This window comes from Variovorax sp. PEI5, from assembly GCF_056679935.1.
Window position 1 is genome coordinate 1,793,042 of the sequence record NZ_CM155257.1, and the last position, 17,979, is coordinate 1,811,020.

General features: G+C 68.2%; 18 protein-coding genes. All 18 read right to left on the reverse strand.

Going from position 1 to position 17,979, the window contains the following annotated elements:
- Positions 1-59: 59 nt before the first annotated feature.
- The 18 genes from AC1MLT_RS08260 to ndk all read right to left on the reverse strand — a co-directional run bounded on the left by AC1MLT_RS08260 (position 60) and on the right by ndk (position 17,964).
- On the reverse strand, positions 60-1,280 hold the full coding sequence (locus AC1MLT_RS08260) for a PLP-dependent transferase (RefSeq protein ID WP_481031771.1): 1,221 nt from the start codon (positions 1,278-1,280) through the stop codon (positions 60-62).
- A gap of 14 nt (positions 1,281-1,294) precedes the next feature.
- Complete coding sequence (locus tag AC1MLT_RS08265) at positions 1,295-1,819, reverse strand: phosphoribosyltransferase (RefSeq protein ID WP_481031773.1); 525 nt, start codon at positions 1,817-1,819, stop codon at positions 1,295-1,297.
- Positions 1,820-1,833: 14 nt separating this feature from the next.
- A complete protein-coding gene (locus tag AC1MLT_RS08270) occupies positions 1,834-3,165 on the reverse strand; it encodes an adenylosuccinate synthase (RefSeq protein ID WP_481031775.1) in 1,332 nt (443 codons plus the stop codon).
- A 23-nt stretch (positions 3,166-3,188) separates the two neighbouring features.
- The gene (locus tag AC1MLT_RS08275) at positions 3,189-4,358 is read right to left on the reverse strand and encodes an ATP phosphoribosyltransferase regulatory subunit (RefSeq protein WP_481031777.1); all 1,170 of its coding nucleotides are present in this window, start codon (positions 4,356-4,358) and stop codon (positions 3,189-3,191) included.
- Between the two features lie 79 nt (positions 4,359-4,437).
- The gene (locus AC1MLT_RS08280; protein ID WP_481031779.1) at positions 4,438-4,626 is read right to left on the reverse strand and encodes a DUF2065 domain-containing protein; all 189 of its coding nucleotides are present in this window, start codon (positions 4,624-4,626) and stop codon (positions 4,438-4,440) included.
- Positions 4,627-4,633: 7 nt separating this feature from the next.
- Positions 4,634-5,524: a protease modulator HflC gene (hflC, locus tag AC1MLT_RS08285; RefSeq protein WP_481031780.1), complete on the reverse strand. Its 891-nt coding sequence runs from the start codon at positions 5,522-5,524 to the stop codon at positions 4,634-4,636.
- Between the two features lie 23 nt (positions 5,525-5,547).
- On the reverse strand, positions 5,548-6,918 hold the full coding sequence (gene hflK, locus AC1MLT_RS08290; protein ID WP_481031782.1) for an FtsH protease activity modulator HflK: 1,371 nt from the start codon (positions 6,916-6,918) through the stop codon (positions 5,548-5,550).
- 75 nt (positions 6,919-6,993) lie between these two features.
- Positions 6,994-8,163 carry a GTPase HflX gene (gene hflX, locus AC1MLT_RS08295; RefSeq protein WP_481031784.1) on the reverse strand — a complete coding sequence of 390 codons (1,170 nt, stop codon included), beginning with the start codon at positions 8,161-8,163 and terminating at the stop codon, positions 6,994-6,996.
- 67 nt (positions 8,164-8,230) lie between these two features.
- Positions 8,231-8,476, reverse strand: a complete 246-nt coding sequence (gene hfq, locus AC1MLT_RS08300; protein ID WP_481031786.1) for an RNA chaperone Hfq — start codon at positions 8,474-8,476, stop codon at positions 8,231-8,233.
- A gap of 216 nt (positions 8,477-8,692) precedes the next feature.
- The gene (gene der, locus AC1MLT_RS08305) at positions 8,693-10,036 is read right to left on the reverse strand and encodes a ribosome biogenesis GTPase Der (RefSeq protein WP_481031788.1); all 1,344 of its coding nucleotides are present in this window, start codon (positions 10,034-10,036) and stop codon (positions 8,693-8,695) included.
- A gap of 21 nt (positions 10,037-10,057) precedes the next feature.
- On the reverse strand, positions 10,058-11,206 hold the full coding sequence (gene bamB, locus AC1MLT_RS08310; protein ID WP_481031790.1) for an outer membrane protein assembly factor BamB: 1,149 nt from the start codon (positions 11,204-11,206) through the stop codon (positions 10,058-10,060).
- 8 nt (positions 11,207-11,214) lie between these two features.
- Entirely contained in the window at positions 11,215-11,910 is a 696-nt protein-coding gene (locus AC1MLT_RS08315; RefSeq protein ID WP_481031792.1) for a YfgM family protein, read from the reverse strand.
- 6 nt (positions 11,911-11,916) lie between these two features.
- The gene (hisS, locus tag AC1MLT_RS08320) at positions 11,917-13,215 is read right to left on the reverse strand and encodes a histidine--tRNA ligase (RefSeq protein WP_481031794.1); all 1,299 of its coding nucleotides are present in this window, start codon (positions 13,213-13,215) and stop codon (positions 11,917-11,919) included.
- Between the two features lie 66 nt (positions 13,216-13,281).
- Positions 13,282-14,574: a flavodoxin-dependent (E)-4-hydroxy-3-methylbut-2-enyl-diphosphate synthase gene (ispG, locus tag AC1MLT_RS08325; protein ID WP_481031796.1), complete on the reverse strand. Its 1,293-nt coding sequence runs from the start codon at positions 14,572-14,574 to the stop codon at positions 13,282-13,284.
- Complete coding sequence (locus tag AC1MLT_RS08330; RefSeq protein ID WP_481031798.1) at positions 14,571-15,515, reverse strand: helix-turn-helix domain-containing protein; 945 nt, start codon at positions 15,513-15,515, stop codon at positions 14,571-14,573. Before AC1MLT_RS08330 ends, ispG begins: the two co-directional genes overlap by 4 nt.
- On the reverse strand, positions 15,508-16,356 hold the full coding sequence (gene pilW / locus AC1MLT_RS08335; RefSeq protein WP_481031800.1) for a type IV pilus biogenesis/stability protein PilW: 849 nt from the start codon (positions 16,354-16,356) through the stop codon (positions 15,508-15,510). The genes AC1MLT_RS08330 and pilW overlap by 8 nt, the downstream gene beginning before the upstream one ends.
- 4 nt (positions 16,357-16,360) lie before the next feature.
- A complete protein-coding gene (gene rlmN, locus AC1MLT_RS08340) occupies positions 16,361-17,515 on the reverse strand; it encodes a dual-specificity RNA methyltransferase RlmN (RefSeq protein ID WP_481031802.1) in 1,155 nt (384 codons plus the stop codon).
- Between the two features lie 23 nt (positions 17,516-17,538).
- Positions 17,539-17,964, reverse strand: a complete 426-nt coding sequence (gene ndk / locus AC1MLT_RS08345; RefSeq protein ID WP_481031804.1) for a nucleoside-diphosphate kinase — start codon at positions 17,962-17,964, stop codon at positions 17,539-17,541.
- Positions 17,965-17,979: the final 15 nt, after the last annotated feature.

Genomic DNA, 17,979 nt, shown 5'->3' on the forward strand with positions numbered 1-17,979 from the left:
GGCAGGGCGGGTCCGGATGAACGCGCGTGCTTCGACTGTAAGCGATAAAGGAAGCCCGCTCAGAGCGCTGCCAGTGCCTGCTCCAGGTCGGCCCTCAGGTCCTCCACCGCTTCGAGCCCGACCGAGAATCGAACCAGCGTGCCGCGATGCGGCCAGCGTGCCACCGTGGCGTCGCGCATCAATCCGATGTCGTAGGGCACCACCAGGCTGATCGGTCCGCCCCACGAATACCCGAGGCGGAAGAGCCGCAGGCCGTCGCAGAAACGATCGACCTGATCGGAGCTGAAGCGCTCGTCGAACACCACCGAGAACAGGCCCGCGGCCAGGTCGCTGGTGCCGCACAGATGCCGCCAGTTGTCGTGGCCCGGCGAGTCGGCGAGCGCCGGATGCAGCACCCGGGCGATCTCCTCGCGCGTCTCGAACCAGCGCGCCAGTTCGCGCGCGGCGCGGTCGTGCGCGGCATAGCGCAGGGCGATGCTCGGCAGGGCGCGCAGGATGGTCTCGACATCGCCGACACCGACGCCCCAGCCCATGCGCATGTGCGTGAGCTTGAGCGCCTGGTGCAGGCGGGCGTCGCGGGTGGCGACACTGCCCATCAGCACGTCGCCACCGCCGCTGGGGTACTTGGTCAGCGCATGCACCGAGACGTCGACGCCCTGCCCGCTGCGGTCGAAGTCGAAGGGATCGAAGGCCAGGCCCGCGCCCCAGGTGTTGTCCAGCACGCTGACGGCGCCATGCGCCCGGCACAGGTCGGCGAGCGCGGGCAGGTCTGGGAACTCCATCGTGACCGAGCCGGCGGCCTCGAGCCAGACCAGCCTGGTGCGCTCGCCGAGCTTGGCGGCCAGGTCGTCCGGGTCCATGGCGTCGTAGAGCCGGTGCGTGATGCCGAAGTTCGCCAGCTCGCCGGTCGCGAGCGCCTTGTTGGGGCCATAGGCGTTGTCGGGGATCAGCACCTCGTCGCCGCTCTTGAGCAATGCGAAGGACACCAGCGCGATCGCCGCGAGCCCGCTGGGCACCAGCAGGCACTCGCTCGCGCCCTCGAGCGCGGCGATGCGCGCCTCGAGCGTGAAGGTCGTGGGCGTGCCGTGCAGGCCATAGGTGTAGCCGGCCTTGGTCTTCCAGTCGCGGGCCCGCATGGCGGCCACGTCGGCGAAGAACACCGTCGAGGCCTTGTACACGCCGGGCTGCGGCGCCTCGAAGTGCGCCGGCGGCTGGTAGGGATGATGGATCAGCTCGGTGATCGGCTGACCGGGATGCTCGGATCGGGGGGGACGAGGCATGCGTGGCGCGACGGTCAGACCGACCACTTCTTCAGCAGCTTCTCGGCGCCCATGCTGTCGTAGCTCTCGAACGGCTGGTGGATCCAGGGATTGGTGGCCAGGAACTCGACCGAGTAGTCGGGCGTGAAGGTCGACAGCGCCTTGGTCCACAGCACCGCGCTGCGCAGCTCGGTGATCGGCTTGTAGTTGGTGCGCAGCAGGTCCACCACGGCGTGCAGGGTGTGGCCCGAGTCGGCCAGGTCGTCCACCAGCAGCACCTTGCCCGCCAGCTCGCCCTTGGGCGTGGTGATGAAGCGCGCGATGTCGAGATGGCCCTGCACCGTGCCGGCATCGGCGCGGTAGGAGCTGGTCGACATGATCGCCAGCGGCTTCTCGAAGATGCGCGAGAGCACGTCGCCGGGCCGCAGCCCGCCGCGCGCCAGGCACAGGATGGTGTCGAACTCCCAACCGGACTGGTGGAGCTTGATCGCCAGTTTCTCGATCAGGTTGTGGTACTCGTCATAACTGACGTAGAGGTGCTTGCCGTCTTCGGTCAACATGGGGATGGTCCTGCTCAGTCGGCCAGATAGGGGTGGCGCATCATGATGGTGTGGTCGCGGTCGGGGCTGGTGGAGACCATGTGGATGGGCACGCCCGTGACCTGCTCGATGCGCTGCAGATAGAGCCGCGCGTTGACCGGCAACCGGTCGTACTGGGTCACGCCGACGGTGCTCTCGGTCCAGCCCTCGAGGGTCTCGTAGATGGGCGTGCAGCGCTCGATCTCGTCGGCGCCCATCGGCAGGATGTCGGTGGTCTCGCCATCGAGCTCGTAGCCGGTGCAGAGCTCGAGCTTCTCGATGCCGTCGAGCACGTCGAGCTTGGTGATGCACAGGCCGGAGAGTCCGTTGACCTGCGCCGAGCGCTTGAGCAGCGCGGCATCGAACCAGCCGCAGCGGCGGCTGCGGCCCGTGGTGACGCCCTTCTCCGCGCCCACGGTGCTCATGTGGTAGCCCGGCGTGCCCGGCGTCTCCCAGTCCAGCTCGGTCGGGAACGGACCGCCACCGACCCGCGTGCAGTAGGCCTTGGTGATGCCCAGCACGTAGTGCAGCATGCCCGGCCCGACACCCGAACCGGCGGCGGCGTTGCCGGCCACGCAGTTGCTGGAGGTGACATACGGATAGGTGCCGTGGTCGACGTCGAGCAAGGTGCCCTGGGCGCCCTCGAACAGCAGGTTGGCGCCGTTGCGATGGGCGTCGTTGAGCTCGCGCGAGACATCGGCCATCATCGGCCGCAGCAGTTCGGCGTGCCGCATCGCCTCGTCGAACACGGTGTCGAAATCGATCGCCGGCGCGCTCAGCACCTGCGTCAGCACGTGGTTGTGCAGGTCGAGCAGCACGCGCAGCTTGGCCGCGAAGCGATCGGGGTGCTTCAGGTCCTGCACGCGCAGGGCGCGGCGCGCGATCTTGTCCTCGTAGGCCGGGCCGATGCCGCGGCCGGTGGTGCCGATCTTCTCGATGCCGCCCTTCTCGCGATAGGCCTCGCGCGCGATGTCCAGCGCGGCGTGGAACGGCAGGATCAGCGGGCAGGCCTCGCTGATGCGCAGGCGCGAACGCACCTCCACGCCGGCCTTCTCCAGCCCCTCGATCTCCTCGAACAGCTTGGCCGCCGACAGCACCACGCCGTTGCCGATGTAGCACTTGACGCCCGGACGCATGATGCCGCTGGGGATCAGGTGCAGCGCGGTCTTCACGCCGTTGATGACCAGCGTGTGGCCCGCGTTGTGGCCGCCCTGGAAGCGGACCACGCCCTGGGCGCTCTCGGTCAGCCAGTCGACCAGTTTGCCCTTGCCCTCGTCGCCCCACTGGGTGCCGACGACGACCACGTTTCTACCGGTGGTAACGCTCATGATGTGTGTGTGCTCTCGAAGATTCAGATGGCTTGGACATGCCACTGGCCGGCTTGCTCGACGAGCTCGCGGTCGCAATGGAATTCGTCGATTTCGCTGTCGTGGCCCGGCAGCGCGCAGACCACGGTCTCGCCGCCGTCGCGCAGTGCCGAGATGGCGGAGCGCAGTCCGGGCGCCTCGCTCCAGGGTGCCCGGATGGCGGCTCGCAGCGGCCGCGCCGGCAGCACGCCGACCAGCTCGCGCAGGTCGACGCTGAAGCCCACGGCCGGCCGGTTGCGGCCGAACACGGCGCCGACCTCGTCGTAGCGGCCGCCGCGCACCAGGGCATCGGCGGCGCCTTCGACATAGATGCCGAAGCGCATGCCGCTGTAGTAGGCATAGCCGCGCAGGTCGGAGAGGTCGAAGCTCACGCGGACGTCCGGGGCGTCGTCGCGCAGGCGCGCGGCCAGTCGCCGGAGGTCGGCGAGCGCCTCGCGCACGAGGGGCGTGTCGGGCAGGACGCGGGCGGCCTCGTCGAGCACGTCGGCATCGCCATAGAGGTTCACCAGCGCCCGCAGCGCATCGCGCGAGGCGGCGGGGAAGTCGCGCGTCAGGACGCTCAGTTCGCTGTCGTCCTTGGCGGCCAGCGCGGCATGCACGCGCGCCAGCGTCGCCGCGTCGATGCTCGCATCGGCGAGGAGCGAACGCACGATGCGCGCATCGGCCAGGTCGACGAGCGGCGTCTGCGCGCGCGCGACACCGGCCGACCGCAGGCAGTCCAGGGCGAGGAACAGGATCTCGGTGTCGGCCTCGAGTCCGGCATGGCCGTAGATCTCGGCACCGAACTGCAGGGGCTCGCGCGTGGCGTGCGGACCATCGGGCCGGGTGTGCACCACCGGGCCGCAGTAGCACAGGCGCGCCACGCCCTGGCGGTTGAGCAGGTGGGCATCGATGCGCGCGACCTGCGGCGTGGTGTCGGCGCGCAGGCCGAGCGTGCGGCCCGAGAGCTGGTCGACGAGCTTGAAGGTCTGCAGGTCGAGCGCCTCGCCGGTGCCCGACAGCAGCGACTCGATGTGCTCGATCAGCGGCGGCATCACCAGCTCGTAACCATAGCCACGGGCGGTGTCGAGCAGTTCGCGTCGAAGTTCTTCGATGTGGCGGGCCTCGGAAGGCAGCACATCGGCAATGTGATCCGGAAGGACCCAGGCGGACATGGCAAGCGGGACGTGGTTAAACCGGAATTCTACCGGGCGCGACTTCCGCCGTTCCCGGCATCGCCGTCGAAAGCGGGACTCAGGCCACCAGCCAGAGGACGAAAAGACCCGCGACGATCGCGCCGAGTCCGACGAAACGAAGCTGGCCATCGCGCAGCTCCATGAGCTGCCCGATGCCGCGCCGCCATCGCGCGGGCGACAGGAACGGCAGCAGTCCCTCGATCACCAGCACGAAGCCGAGCGCGCTCCAGAATGCGGCGGCGCTCACGACCGCATCAGCGCCGTGGTGCCCCGGGGTTGCGGAAGGCCTGGAAGAACTCCGACGATGCCGGATCCACCACCAGGACATCGCTCTTCTTGTTGAAGCTCTGGCGATAGGCATCCAGGCTGCGATAGAACTGGGCGAACTGCGGATCGCGGCCGAAGGCCTCGCTGTATGCCGCGGCGGCCTGGGCATCGCCCTCGCCCTTGATCTTCTGCGCTTCGCGGTAGGCATTGGCCACGATCACCTCGCGCTGCCGATCGGCATCGGCGCGGATCTTCTCGCCTTCGGCGAAACCGGTCGAGCGCAGCTCGTTGGCGACCCGCTTGCGCTCGGCCTCCATGCGGCGATAGACCGATTCGGTGATGGCCTCGACATAGTCGACGCGCGTGATGCGCACGTCGATGATGTCGACGCCCCACGGCTTCGCGCCCTTCACCACCGCCAGCACCTCGCGCTGGACGTCGGCCATCAGGGCCTCGCGCCGCACGGAGATCAGGTCGCGCACGGTGCGCTTGTTGACGTTCTCCTGGAAGGCGTTGCGCACCACGCGGTTGAGTTGCACGGCACCGGCGTTCTCGTCGAGGCCGACATTGCGGATGTATTCCGACGGATTGGTCACGCGCCAGCGCACATACCAATCGATCACCACGCGTTGCTTCTCGGCCGTGAGCATCGGCTCGGCCTCGAGGCTGGAGAGCGTCAGCAAGCGCTTATCGATGTACGACACGTTCTGGATCGGCGGCGGCAGCTTGAAGTTGAGCCCGGGCTCGGTGATCACGTTCTTGATCTGGCCGAGCTGGTAGACGACGCCGAACTGGCGCTGGTCGACCACGAAGAGCATCGAACTCAGCAGCACGAGCGCTACCAGGATGGACGATGCGATGAAACCGATTCTGTTCATTTGTTTGTGCGTCCCAGGGCGATCTAGCGGCCGTCGCGGTCGCGCGTGCGGCCGTCGCCGCGCAGGCGCGTGTCATTGTTGGTCGGCGAGGTCGGGATGACCGACGAGGGAGACGTCGTGGCGGGCGAGGTCGCGGCTCCGGCCACGCCGGGCAGCGCCGCCTCGGTGGAGGCGCCGGCATTCTGGGCGCCGGTCGTCTGCATCAGCTTGTCGAGCGGCAGATACAGCAGGTTGGAGCCCTGCTTGGAGTCCACCAGCACCTTGGTGGTGTTGGCGTAGATCTGCTGCATGGCATCGGTGTACATGCGGTCGCGCGTGACCTGCGGTGCCTTCTGGTATTCGACCAGCACGGAGGCAAAGCGGCCGGCATCGCCCTGGGCCTGGGCCACGACGCGCGCCTTGTAGGCCTCGGACTCCTCCTTGAGGCGCGATGCGGTACCCGTGGCGCGCGGCACCACGTCATTGGCATAGGCCTGGGCCTCGTTCTTGGCGCGCTCGCGTTCCTGGCCGGCCTTCAGGACGTCGTCGAACGCCGCCTGCACCTGCTCGGGAGGACGCACGCCGCCCTGCTGCAGGTTGATGTTCACGACCTCCACGCCGACCTTGTAGCGGTCGAGGATGGTCTGCATGAGCGCGCGCACGCGGGGCGCGATCTGGTCGCGCTCCTCGGCCAGGGCCGCATCCATGCGCATCTTGCCCACCACCTCGCGCACCGCGGTCTCCGCGACCTGCACCACGGTATCGGCCGGTGCCTTGCTCTCGTAGAGGTAGGCGCGTGCATCGCTCAGGCGGTATTGCACGGCGAACTTGATCTCGACGATGTTCTCGTCCTCGGTGAGCATGGCCGACTCGCGCAGGCCGGTCGAGCGCACGATGCTGTCGCGGCCGACGTCGGTCGAGCGGATCTGCGTCACCACCACCAGTTCATGGCGCTGGATCGGATAGGGAAGCCGCCAGTTGAAGCCGGCGCCCACGGTCGTCTTGTAGCGCCCGAACTGGGTGATGACGGCCTGCTGGCCTTCGTTGACGATGAAGAAGCCGGTGCCCAGCCAGATCAGCACGGCGACCAGCGCCACGACACCGATGCCGTAGCCGGCGTTCTTCATGTCGGGCCGGAAACCGCCACCACCCCCGCCACCGGGACGAGGATCGTTGTTGTTGCCGCCATTGCGGCCACCGCCGAACAGTCCACCGAGCTTGCGGTTGAAGTCGCGCCAGAGTTCGTCGAGATCGGGCGGACCCTGGTTCGGGCCCTGTCCGCGGGGACGGTTGTTGTGCTGGTTGTTCTGGCTCGAAGGCGGCAGATCGTTGTCGGACGAGCCGGCATTCGGGCGTTCATTGCCGGACGAAGGCTCGTCGCTTCTCCCCCAGCGTCCATCGTTCAGGTTGAACATGCCTTGCAGACGGCTCCATACTGGCTTTGCATTCATTCGATTCGCTTCTCTCGTCGGTGAGGAGATTGTGCCCAATCAACCGGGCGCGTCATGCAATGGGGCGCCCGGGTCTAAGGACATCTCCTCGGCGACCGAGCCGGACAGGCGGGCGAGCTCGGCACGCAGGGCCGGCATGCCCTCGCCGGAACGCGCGCTGACGAACAGGCGCGGCGTGCGCACGCCATCGATCTCCATCTCGTCGACCATGGCCAGGGGCCGCTGGCCGGCGTCGAGGGCATCGAGCTTGTTGAACACCAGCAGCTGGGGCACGGCGTCGGCACCGATCTCGCCCAGGACGCGCTGCACCTCGGCCAGTTGCTCGGGATGATGCGGATTCGATGCATCCACCACGTGCAGCAGCAGGTCGGCGTCGACCGCCTCCTGCAGTGTCGCCTTGAAGGCATCGACCAGACCGTGAGGCAGGTCGCGGATGAAACCCACCGTGTCCGAGATCGAGACCTGGCGACGCGCATCGCCCAGGTAGAGATGACGCGTGGTGGTGTCGAGCGTCGCGAAGAGCTGGTCGGCGGCATACGCCCTCGCCTTCACCATCGCGTTGAAGATCGACGACTTGCCGGCATTGGTGTAGCCGACCAGCGAGATGTTGAAGGTCTCGCGCCGCTCCCGCTGACGTCGTTGCGTGCCGCGCTGCTTCTGCACCTTGGCCAGGCGTTCGCGGGTGCGCTTGATCGACTCGGAGATCATCCGGCGGTCGAGCTCGATCTGCTTCTCGCCCGGACCGCCGCGCACGCCCGCGCCGCCGGTCTGGCGTTCGAGGTGCGACCAGCGCCGCACCAGGCGCGTGCTCAGATACTGCAGCCGCGCCAGCTCGACCTGCAGCTTGCCCTCGTGCGAGCGCGCGCGCTGCGCGAAGATCTCGAGGATGAGGAAGGTGCGATCGTAGACGGCGACGTTGAGGGTGCGCTCGAGATTGCGCTGCTGCGCCGGACTGAGCGACTGGTCGAAGATGACCTCGCTGGCGCGATGCATCTCGGCGAGCTCGCGGATCTCGTCGGCCTTGCCGCTGCCCACGAAGAGCGCCGCGTCGGGTGCCTTGCGCCGACAGACGATGCGATCGACCGGGATCAGTCCCGCTGTCTGGGCCAGCAGGCCGAGCTCTTCAAGTTCGTTGTCGAAATGAGGCAGTCCGAAATCGACGCCGACGAGGATGACGGCGCCATCTTGGCGAGTTATGACTTCAGACAAGCGGGTTCAGGCATTGCGGGGAAATGAGTCAGCGCGGCGGATCGTGATCCGCTGCGCCGGGGGACGCTCAGGCGGCGGTGTCTTCGCTCTCGGCAGCCGAGAAATTCACCGCGCGGCCGGGAACGATGGTGGAAATGGCGTGCTTGTAGACCATCTGCGTCACGGTGTTGCGCAATAGCACGACATATTGATCGAAGGACTCGATCTGACCCTGCAGCTTGATGCCGTTCACCAGATAAATGGAGACCGGCACGTGCTCCCGACGCAATGTGTTCAGGAACGGGTCTTGCAAAAGTTGCCCTTTGTTGCTCACGATATTCTCCGTGTTCCAGGAAGAGTTGTTGGAAGAGGAACCTTAACACAGCGATTCCGCGCTGCAGCATTGGAGGCTCAAAGCCTTTTCAAAATAAAGGCACTCACCGGACGGGGCCCCGGGTCGCGCTCCGAGACCACGATGCCCGGGGTCTCGAATTCGGAATAGGCCGCGACCAATTGAATAGCGGCGGGTCGCTATTGGACGTGACGGCCGTTAATCCTTTTCCTTGTCAGCATAAGGATTGTGCGATGTCTTGAATTCGATTCGCATCGGCGTGCCCACCAGGTCGAATTCCTTTCGGAACCGGCCTTCCAGGAAACGCTTGTAGGCATCCGTGACGTGCTCGAGCGAATTGCCATGGATGACGATCACCGGCGGGTTCATTCCCCCCTGGTGCGCATAGCGCAGCTTGGGCCGGAACATGCCCGAGCGCTGCGGCGACTGGAATTGCACCGCTTCCAGCAGCAGTCGGGTCAGCACCGGCGTCGACATCTTGCGCGTGGCCGACTTGTGCGCCTGCGCGATCGCCTGCCAGACCGGACCGAGGCCCTGGCGCTTGATGGCCGAGATGAAATGCAGCGCCGCGAACTTCAGGAACGGCAGCCGCGTCTCGATCTGGCGGTGCAGCTGCTCGCGCTGGTAGCTGTCGACCGCATCCCACTTGTTGATGGCGATGACCACGGCGCGACCGGACTCCAGGATGTAGCCGGCGATGTGCGCGTCCTGGTCGGTCACGCCCTGCGTCGCGTCCAGCAGCAGCAGCACGACGTTGGCCGACTCGATCGCCTGCAGGGTCTTGACCACCGAGAACTTCTCGATCGCCTCGAAGACCTTGCCCTTGCGACGCAGGCCGGCGGTGTCGATGAGCTCGAAGCGCTGACCGTTGCGTTCGAAGGGCACCGTGATGGCGTCGCGCGTGGTGCCGGGCATGTCGAACGCGACCAGGCGTTCCTCTCCGAGCCAGGTGTTGATCAGGGTCGACTTGCCGACGTTGGGCCGTCCGGCCACGGCCAGCTTGATGGGCCGCAGTTCGCCGTCGTCCTCGTCGTCCTCCGGCTCCGGCAGGTTGAGCGGTTCGAGCGCCAGATCGACCAGATCGCGGATGCCCTGGCCATGCGCGGCCGAGACGCCATGCACATCGCCCAGGCCGAGCTCGTAGAAATCGACCAGACGGGTGCCGTCCTGCATGCCCTCGGCCTTGTTGGCCACCAGGATGCAGGGCTTGCCCAGGCGCCGCAGTTCGTTGGCGATGTCGTGGTCCTGTGCCGAGATGCCTTCGCGGGCATCGACCACGAACACCACGACGTCGGCTTCGGCGACGGCCTGGCGCGTCTGCTTGGCCATCTCCTTGAAGATGCCGCTGCCCGCGTCGGGCTCGAAACCGCCGGTGTCGATGACGATGAACTCGCGCCGGCCCTGGCGGCCATTGCCATAGTGGCGGTCGCGGGTGAGTCCCGCGAAATCCGCGACGATGGCGTCGCGGCTCTGCGTGAGGCGGTTGAACAGCGTCGACTTGCCGACATTGGGGCGCCCGACCAGGGCGATGACGGGCTTCATGGCCGGACTTTCACGAGATGTTCATTCTGGGCGATAGCCGAAGACGCCACCATTGCGGGTGACGACCACGACCGTGTTGCCGGCGAGCACCGGCGTCGCCACGATCGGCGAGCCGTCCGGCGTCAGCCGGTTGAGCGTGGAGCCATCCTCGCGCGAGACGAGGTGCACGAGCCCCTTGTCGTCGCCGATGACCAGCGAGCGACCGACCGCGAGCGGCGCCGTCAGTTCGCGGTACTTGAGGCGTTCGGAGGTCCAGGCGCGTTCACCGTCGGAACGGCGCCAGGCCACGACATCGCCATTGGACTCGGTGCCATAGACGAAATTCTCGTCGCCGCTGAGGCCCTCGGCGCCCGTGGCGGGCTTGCTCCAGAGCAGCACGCCGCGCGCCGTGTCGACGCAGCCGACATTGGCGTAATAGGCCCGCGCGCAGACGGTGTCGCCCGTGCGGCTCACCGAGCCGGTCAGGTCGACCAGGCGTTCGACGTCGTTCGTGCCGCGCGGCGCCGCGATCGGGGACTCCCAGCGCGATACGCCATTGGCCGGACTCAGGCCGACCAGCCGTCCGCCGATGCCGGCCACCAGCGTGTCGCCCACGGCCAGGAAGACGCCGGGCTTGCGCAGCACCAGGTTCTCGGCCGTGCGCTGTTGGCCCCACAGGCGGCGGCCGCTCTCGCCGTCCCAGGCGCTGATGGTGCGATCGGCGGTCTGCACGAAGACGCGCCGGCCCGCCACCAGGGGAGCGGTATAGCCGCGCGCGGTGAGCTTCTGCTTCCAGAGCACCTTGCCATCGCGCAGGGCGACCAGCTCGTTGGCGTTGGTGATGACGGCGGCCATCGTGCCGTCGCTGCCGACGCCGGCACTCAGGGGAGCGCCGGCATTCGCGCGCCAGCTCTCCTGGCCGGAGCGCGCGTCGATCGCCACCACCACGCCATTGGCGCCGGCAACCGTCACGGTGTCGCCGCTGACGTCGGTCTGCAGCGGGAAGGTGACGGCGGGGATGCGCAGGCTCCAGGCCTGGCGCACGCCGAACAGCGCCGGGTTGGCCGGCAGTTCGGCCGGCTTGGGCTTGCTCGTGCCGGAACAGGCGGCCAGCATGGCCAGCACGACCGCCGAGGCGGCCAGGCGGAGCGCCGGCGCCGCGGACGATGCGAAACGGGGGATCTTCAGCATGATTCGATTCACTGGGTGGAGGCGCCACTCTTGCCCGGAGTCGCCGCCGCGGACGCCAGGGTCTTCGTGTCGACGCCGACCGCGTTGAGCTTGATCTCGACCAAGCGACGGTATTCGACGCGCTTGTCGAAACCGGACCAGGCGCTCTGATACTGCGCCCGCGCTTCGTCGCGCTTGCCCTGCGCCATGTAGATGTCGCCCTTGCGGTCGGCCACCAGCGCCTCGAATTCCTTGGGCACCGGCACGGCGAGCTGCTTGAGGGCATCGTCGTAGGCCTTGGCTTCCATCAGTTCGGCGGCCAGGCGGAGCCGGGCGATGGCCTGGTAGCCCGGATCGATGGCGTTCTGGGCCACCCATTCGAGCGCGGTGCGCGATGCCTCGGGCTTGCCCTTCTCGCGCAGGGTCTTGGCCGCCAGCAGGCCGGCCTGCTGCGCATAGGAGGTGCGGGCGAACTTCTCCTTCATGTCGGCGAGCACGCGCTCGACGCGTTCGGCATCGCCGGCCTGGGTGCCACGCTCGACTTCGTCGTAGAGCGCGGACGCCTGGGCCGCCTTGCTGCGCTGGTAGTACTGCCAGCCGTTCCAGGCGATGAAGGCACCAGCCAGAAGCAGCACGAGCCAGGTGATCAGCGTGCCGTAGGTATTCCAGAAATGCTTGAGCTGGTCGAGCTGTTCCTGTTCTTCGAGGTCGAGATGGGTGGCCATGCGCTGTCAGGAGTTGAGAGCCGGGGATTGTAGGGTGGCGGCCCAGGCGGGGACATCGGCCAGCGGCCGGGCGATCTGGGCACCACCGCCGTCGCGCAGTGCCTTGACGATGACTTCGCCACGCGCGAGCTCGTCGGCGCCGAAGACCAGCGCATGCAGGGCACCGCTGGCATCGGCCTTCTTGAACTGCGACTTGAAGCTGCCCAGGCCATCGGCCGTGGCGGCATGCATCTGCACGCGCACGCCGGCATCGCGCAGCTGCTGCAGCACGCGCAGCACGACCGGCATGGAGGCGGCATCGGGCACCACGGCATAGACGTCCGGCACCACCGGCGGCACCGCCCCGCCCTGCTCCTTCACGAGCTCGAGCACACGCTCGACGCCCATCGCCCAGCCGACCGCCGGCGCGCGCTTGCCGCCGATCTGCGCGATCAGGTCGTCGTAGCGGCCGCCAGCGCAGACCGTGCCCTGGGCGCCCAGGCGGTCGGTGACGAACTCGAACACCGTCAGGTTGTAGTAGTCGAGACCGCGCACCAGCCGGGGATTGATCGTGTAGGCGATGCCGTTGGCATCCAGGATGGCGCGCAGGCCGTCGAAGTGCGCGAGCGACCCGGCACCCAGGAAGTCGATCAGCCTCGGCGCCGCTTCGACGACTTCCTGCATGGCCGGGTTCTTGGTGTCGAGGATGCGCAGCGGGTTGCTGTGCAGGCGGCGGCGGGCGTCGTCGTCGAGCCGGTCGGCATGCTTTTCCAGGTAGGCGATGAGCTCGGCCCGGTGCGCGGCGCGCTCGGCCGGCTGGCCCAGGCTGTTGAGTTCGAGCCGCACGTCGGTCAGGCCGATGGCCTTCCAGAGCGCGGCGGCGAGCAGGATCAGCTCGGCATCGACATCCGGGCCGGCGAAGCCCAGCGCCTCGGCGCCGATCTGGTGGAACTGGCGATAGCGCCCACGTTGCGGCCGCTCGTGGCGGAACATCGGACCGGTGTACCAGAGCCGCTTGCCGCCGTCGTAGAGCATCGAGTGCTCGGTCACGGCGCGGACCACGCCGGCGGTGTTCTCCGGGCGCAGGGTGAGCCGTTCGCCATTGAGGCGGTCCTCGAAGGAGTACATCTCCTTCTCGACGATGTCGGTGACCTCGCCGATGCCGCGCACGAACAGCGCCGTCTGCTCGACGATCGGCGTGCGGATGTTGCGATAGGCATAGCGACCCATGAGATCGCGCACGATCGCCTCGAGCCATTCCCAACGCGCCGAGTCGGGCGGCAGGATGTCGTTCATGCCTTTGACGGCGGAGAGCTTGTCGGTCATTCGGAAAGGAAAGGGAACTGGCTGGAAAGCGGCGAGCGGGCCGGTGAAGGGGCGCCGCGCGGCGGGTCAGGCGCCGAAGCGCTTCTCGATGTAGGTCTCGACGAGTTGATGGAACTCGCGGGCGATGTCGTCGCCGCGCAGCGTCAGGGCCTTCTCGCCATCGATGAAGACGGGAGCCGCCGGTGCCTCGCCGGTCCCGGGCAGGCTGATGCCGATGTCGGCGTGCTTGCTCTCGCCCGGGCCGTTGACGATGCATCCCATCACCGCCACCTTCAGGTTCTCGACCCCCGGATAGCGCTTGCGCCACACCGGCATCTGCTGGCGCAGATAGTCGTCGATCTGCTTGGCCAGCTCCTGGAAGGTGGTGCTGGTGGTCCGCCCACAGCCCGGACAGGCCGTGACGCTGGGCACGAAGACGCGCAGGCCGAGCGCCTGCAGGATCTCGTTGGCGATCAGCACCTCCTGCGTGCGGGCTTCGCCGGGCTGCGGCGTGAGCGAGACGCGGATGGTGTCGCCGATGCCTTCCTGCAGCAGGATCGACAGCGCGGTGGCCGAGGCCACGGTGCCCTTGGTCGCCATGCCGGCCTCGGTCAGTCCCAGGTGCAGCGCATAGTCACAGCGCCGGGCGAGTTCGCGATAGACCGAGATCAGGTCCTGGACGCCGCTCACCTTGCAGCTCAGGATGATCTGATCGCCATCCATGCCCATCGATTCGGCCAGGCGGGCGGAATCGATGGCCGAATTGACCAGCGCCTGGTACATCACCGACTTCGCGTCCCAGGGCGTCGCGCGACGGCTGTTGACATCCATCAGGTGGGCCAGCAGCTCCTGGTCGAGGCTGCCCCAGTTGACGCCGATGCGCACGACCTTGTTCCAGCGCATCGCGGCTTCGATCATCTGGCCGAACTGCTTGTCCTTCTTGTCGCCCTTGCCGACGTTGCCGGGGTTGATGCGGTACTTGCTCAGGGCCTGGGCACAGTCCGGATAGTCGGTCAGCAGGCGGTGGCCGTTGTAGTGGAAGTCGCCGATCAGCGGCACGTCGACGCCCATGCGGTCGAGCTGCTCGCGGATGTAGGGGACCTGCTGCGCCGCCTCGGGCGTGTTGACGGTGATGCGCACCATCTCCGAGCCGGCCAGGGCCAGTTCCTTGACCTGGATCGCGGTGCCGATGGCATCGACCGTGTCGGTGTTGGTCATCGACTGCACCCGGACCGGCGCGTCGCCGCCGACCGTCACGACGCGCGGCCCCCAGACCACCCTGGCCTGCCGCGAGCGGCGCGCCTGCGGGGCCGCGGGCTCGATCGGGAACTCGTCGAAGTTCACGGGATTCGCGTTGCGGGGACGGAGGGAGTCGGTCATGGCTTGATCTCGAAACGGGCGACGCCACCGGAACCGGTGGACGGGCCGAGGTCGAAGGGCTGGCCGCGCACCGAGACATCGACACTGGCGGCACGGCCGATGACGACCGACATCGGCAGGCGGCCCGACAGTCCCACGGTCTCGCCGGCCTGCAGGCTGCGGCGCAGCAGCTGGCGGCCACCGGCTTCGGTCACGGTGATCCAGGACGGCGCCCGGGCCACGATGACCAGCACGTCGCTGGAGACCGCGGAGGAGACTGGCGCGCTGGCGGCCGGCGTCGGCACGGCGGCCGACGTGGAGGCCGCCGGCGCGGGCGATGTCGGTGTCGACAGCGGCACCGCGCTGCTCGCCACCGGTTCGGTGACCATGCCCGGCTGGGTCGACGGGCTCGTGGTCGAGGAGTCGGCTTCCGCGCCCTGCGCGCCACCGGCGCCGGCCGTGGGGGTGCCACCGGGCAGCGCGGCACTCAGGCGCCCGAAGGCACCCGGCGGCAGCAGCCACAGCAGCAGCGCGCCGGCGAGCAGCAGGCCCACCACGACCAGCAGCGCCCGCGATGGCAGTCCTCCCGGGCCGACCCCGCGCGAACGCGGCGCGCCGGAGCGGAAGCTGGTGCTGATGGTCTGGTCGGCATCGGCCAGGCCGGGCTTGAGCGCGCCCGGCAGCTTGGCGAGCACCGGCGTGGGATCGACCCGCAGCGCCCGGCAGACGCTCGCGGCCAGCGCGCGCGCGAACACCGGGTCGGGCAGCGCGCCGATGTCGTCGTTCTCCAGGGCCTGCAGCTTCTGCGTCGGTACCTTGAGGGCGGCCGCCACGACATCGATGTGCAGGTTGTGTGCTTCGCGAGCCTCGCGCAGCAGGGTGCCGGCGCTCCGATCGCCACCGCCGACCGGCATGGTCGGCGCGGCCGGTGCCTGGCCGGTTTCGCTCGCCCGTTCAATCATCGAAACTCCCGCGTTCTAGGGCCAGGGCTTCCCGCGACTCGGGAAAACGCCGGCGCAATTGCATTCCGAGCTGCGCCAGGGCTTCGCGGTTCTGGAGCGCGCGCTCGACCTTGATGCCCAGCCACAGCGTCTCGGCATTGGCCGATGGGCCATTGTTGACGCGCCGGACGTAGAACTGGGCGCGCTGGAGCTCGCCCCGCTCCCGCATCAGCAGGGCCAGGTTGAAGCCGACCACCGGGTTGGCGGGGTCGAGATCGTAGGCCTGCAGCAGGCTGCGTTCGGCACTCGTACGGTCGCCGGCCTTGACCTGGCACAGGCCCTGGGTCATGAGGGTCTTGGCGCGGTCCGGATAACCCGGCACCGCCAGCGCCAGCGCGAACTGCCGGCCCGCATCGCCATAGCGTTCCTGCTGGCACAGCAGCCAGCCGTAGTTGTGCAGCGTGTTGGGCTCGCGCGGATTCAGGGCGATGGCGCGGCGGAAGCTGTCCTCGGCCAGGCCGGCATCGTCGAGCCGCATGTAGATCAGGCCGCGCAGGTTGTAGGCATCGGCGAAGTTCGGGTCGATGGCGATCGACTGCTTGACCTCGTCGAGCGCCACGGTGGTCTGTCCGGCCTGGAAGTAGCCCACCGCCAGCTCCAGCCGCAGGCGCGCGCGGCGGCGCTCGTTGGGCTCGTCGGAGGACGTGACGATGTCGGCGCCGCTGCTGGCGCTGTTGGGCAGCACCCGGGACGACCGGGTGGAGGTGCAGCCCGCCAACACCACCACGATGGCGAGGCCCGCCATCAGCCAGGCCAGGCGGCTCGGCCCGGACGACGGCTTCGTGAGGACGAAGAGGCTCATCGATTCAGCGTTCCGTCGGCGCGGCGATGGCGCCGGCCGTCTCGGCGCGCACCGGCTGCAGCACGATGGTGCGCCGTCCGGCCATGCGTTCGGCGGCACGGGTGCGATCCTTGACGTCGCCGGCGAGCTGGCCGCAGGCCGCGTCGATGTCGTCGCCGCGCGTCTTGCGCACGGTGGTCACCAGGCCGGCCTCGCTCAGGATCCTCGCGAAGGCCACGACCCGCGCCTGCGGCGAGCGCAGCAGGCCGGATGCCGGGAAGGGATTGAAGGGGATCAGGTTGAACTTGCACGACACGCCCTGCGCGCGCACCAGTGCGACCAGTTGCGCCGCATGCTCGGGCGTGTCGTTGACGCCATCGAGCATGCAGTACTCGAAAGTGATGAAGTCGCGCGGGGCGTGCGCGAGGTAGCGCTTGCAGGCCTCGAGCAGTTCGGCGATCGGATATTTGCGGTTGAGCGGCACCAGGTCGTCGCGCAGGGCGTCGTTGGGCGCGTGCAGCGAGACGGCCAGCGCCACCGGGCAGTCGCCGCCCAGGCGGTCGATCATCGGCACCACGCCCGACGTCGAGACCGTCACGCGCCGGCGCGACAGGCCATAGCCGTTGTCGTCGAGCATGGTCCGCAGGGCGGGCACCAGCGCCGCATAGTTCTGCAGCGGCTCGCCCATGCCCATCATCACGACGTTGGAGATGACGCGTTCGTCGCGCCCCAGGTGGCGCCGCAGGAAATGCTCGGCGAACCAGAGCTGGGCGGTGATCTCGCCGGTGGTCAGGTTGCGGCTGAAGCCCTGGTGGCCGGTGGAGCAGAAACGGCAGCCCACCGCGCAACCGGCCTGCGACGAGACGCACAGCGTGCCGCGGTCGTCCTCGGGGATGAACACGGCTTCGACCGCGTTGCCGCCGCCGACGTCGAACAGCCACTTGATGGTGCCGTCCTTGGATTCGTGCTGAGCGGAGACCGGCAGCGCCTCGATGCGCGCGGTCGTCGCCAGTTTCTCGCGCAGCGACTTGGCCAGATCGGTCATCTGGGCGAAGTCGCTCGCGCCGCGCTGATGGATCCAGCGGAAGAGCTGGGTGGCGCGGAACCGCTTCTCGCCCAGACGTTCGCAGAACGCGGCCAACCCCTCCAGATCGAACTCGAGCAGATTGGTGGTCGTCATGACGTCGGGCGGAGCGGCCGGGCTCAGCGTGCGTAGACGCTCAGGCCGGCGAAGAAGAAGGCGATCTCGTTGGCGGCCGTCTCGGCGGCGTCGGAGCCGTGCACGGCGTTGGCATCGATGCTGTCGGCGAAGTCGGCGCGGATGGTGCCGGCGTCGGCCTTCTTGGGATCGGTGGCGCCCATCAGTTCGCGGTTCTTGGCGATGGCGTTCTCGCCTTCGAGGACCTGCACGAACACCGGGCCGGAGATCATGAACTCGACCAGGTCCTTGAAGAAGGGACGGGCCTTGTGGACGCCATAGAACTGCTCGGCTTCGGCGCGCGAGAGCTGGACCAGCTTGGCGGCGGCGATCTTGAGGCCGGCGGCTTCGAAACGGGCGACGATCTGGCCGATGGCGTTCTTGGCGACGGCGTCGGGCTTGATGATGGAGAGGGTGCGTTCGATGGCCATTGAAATGCTTTCTGG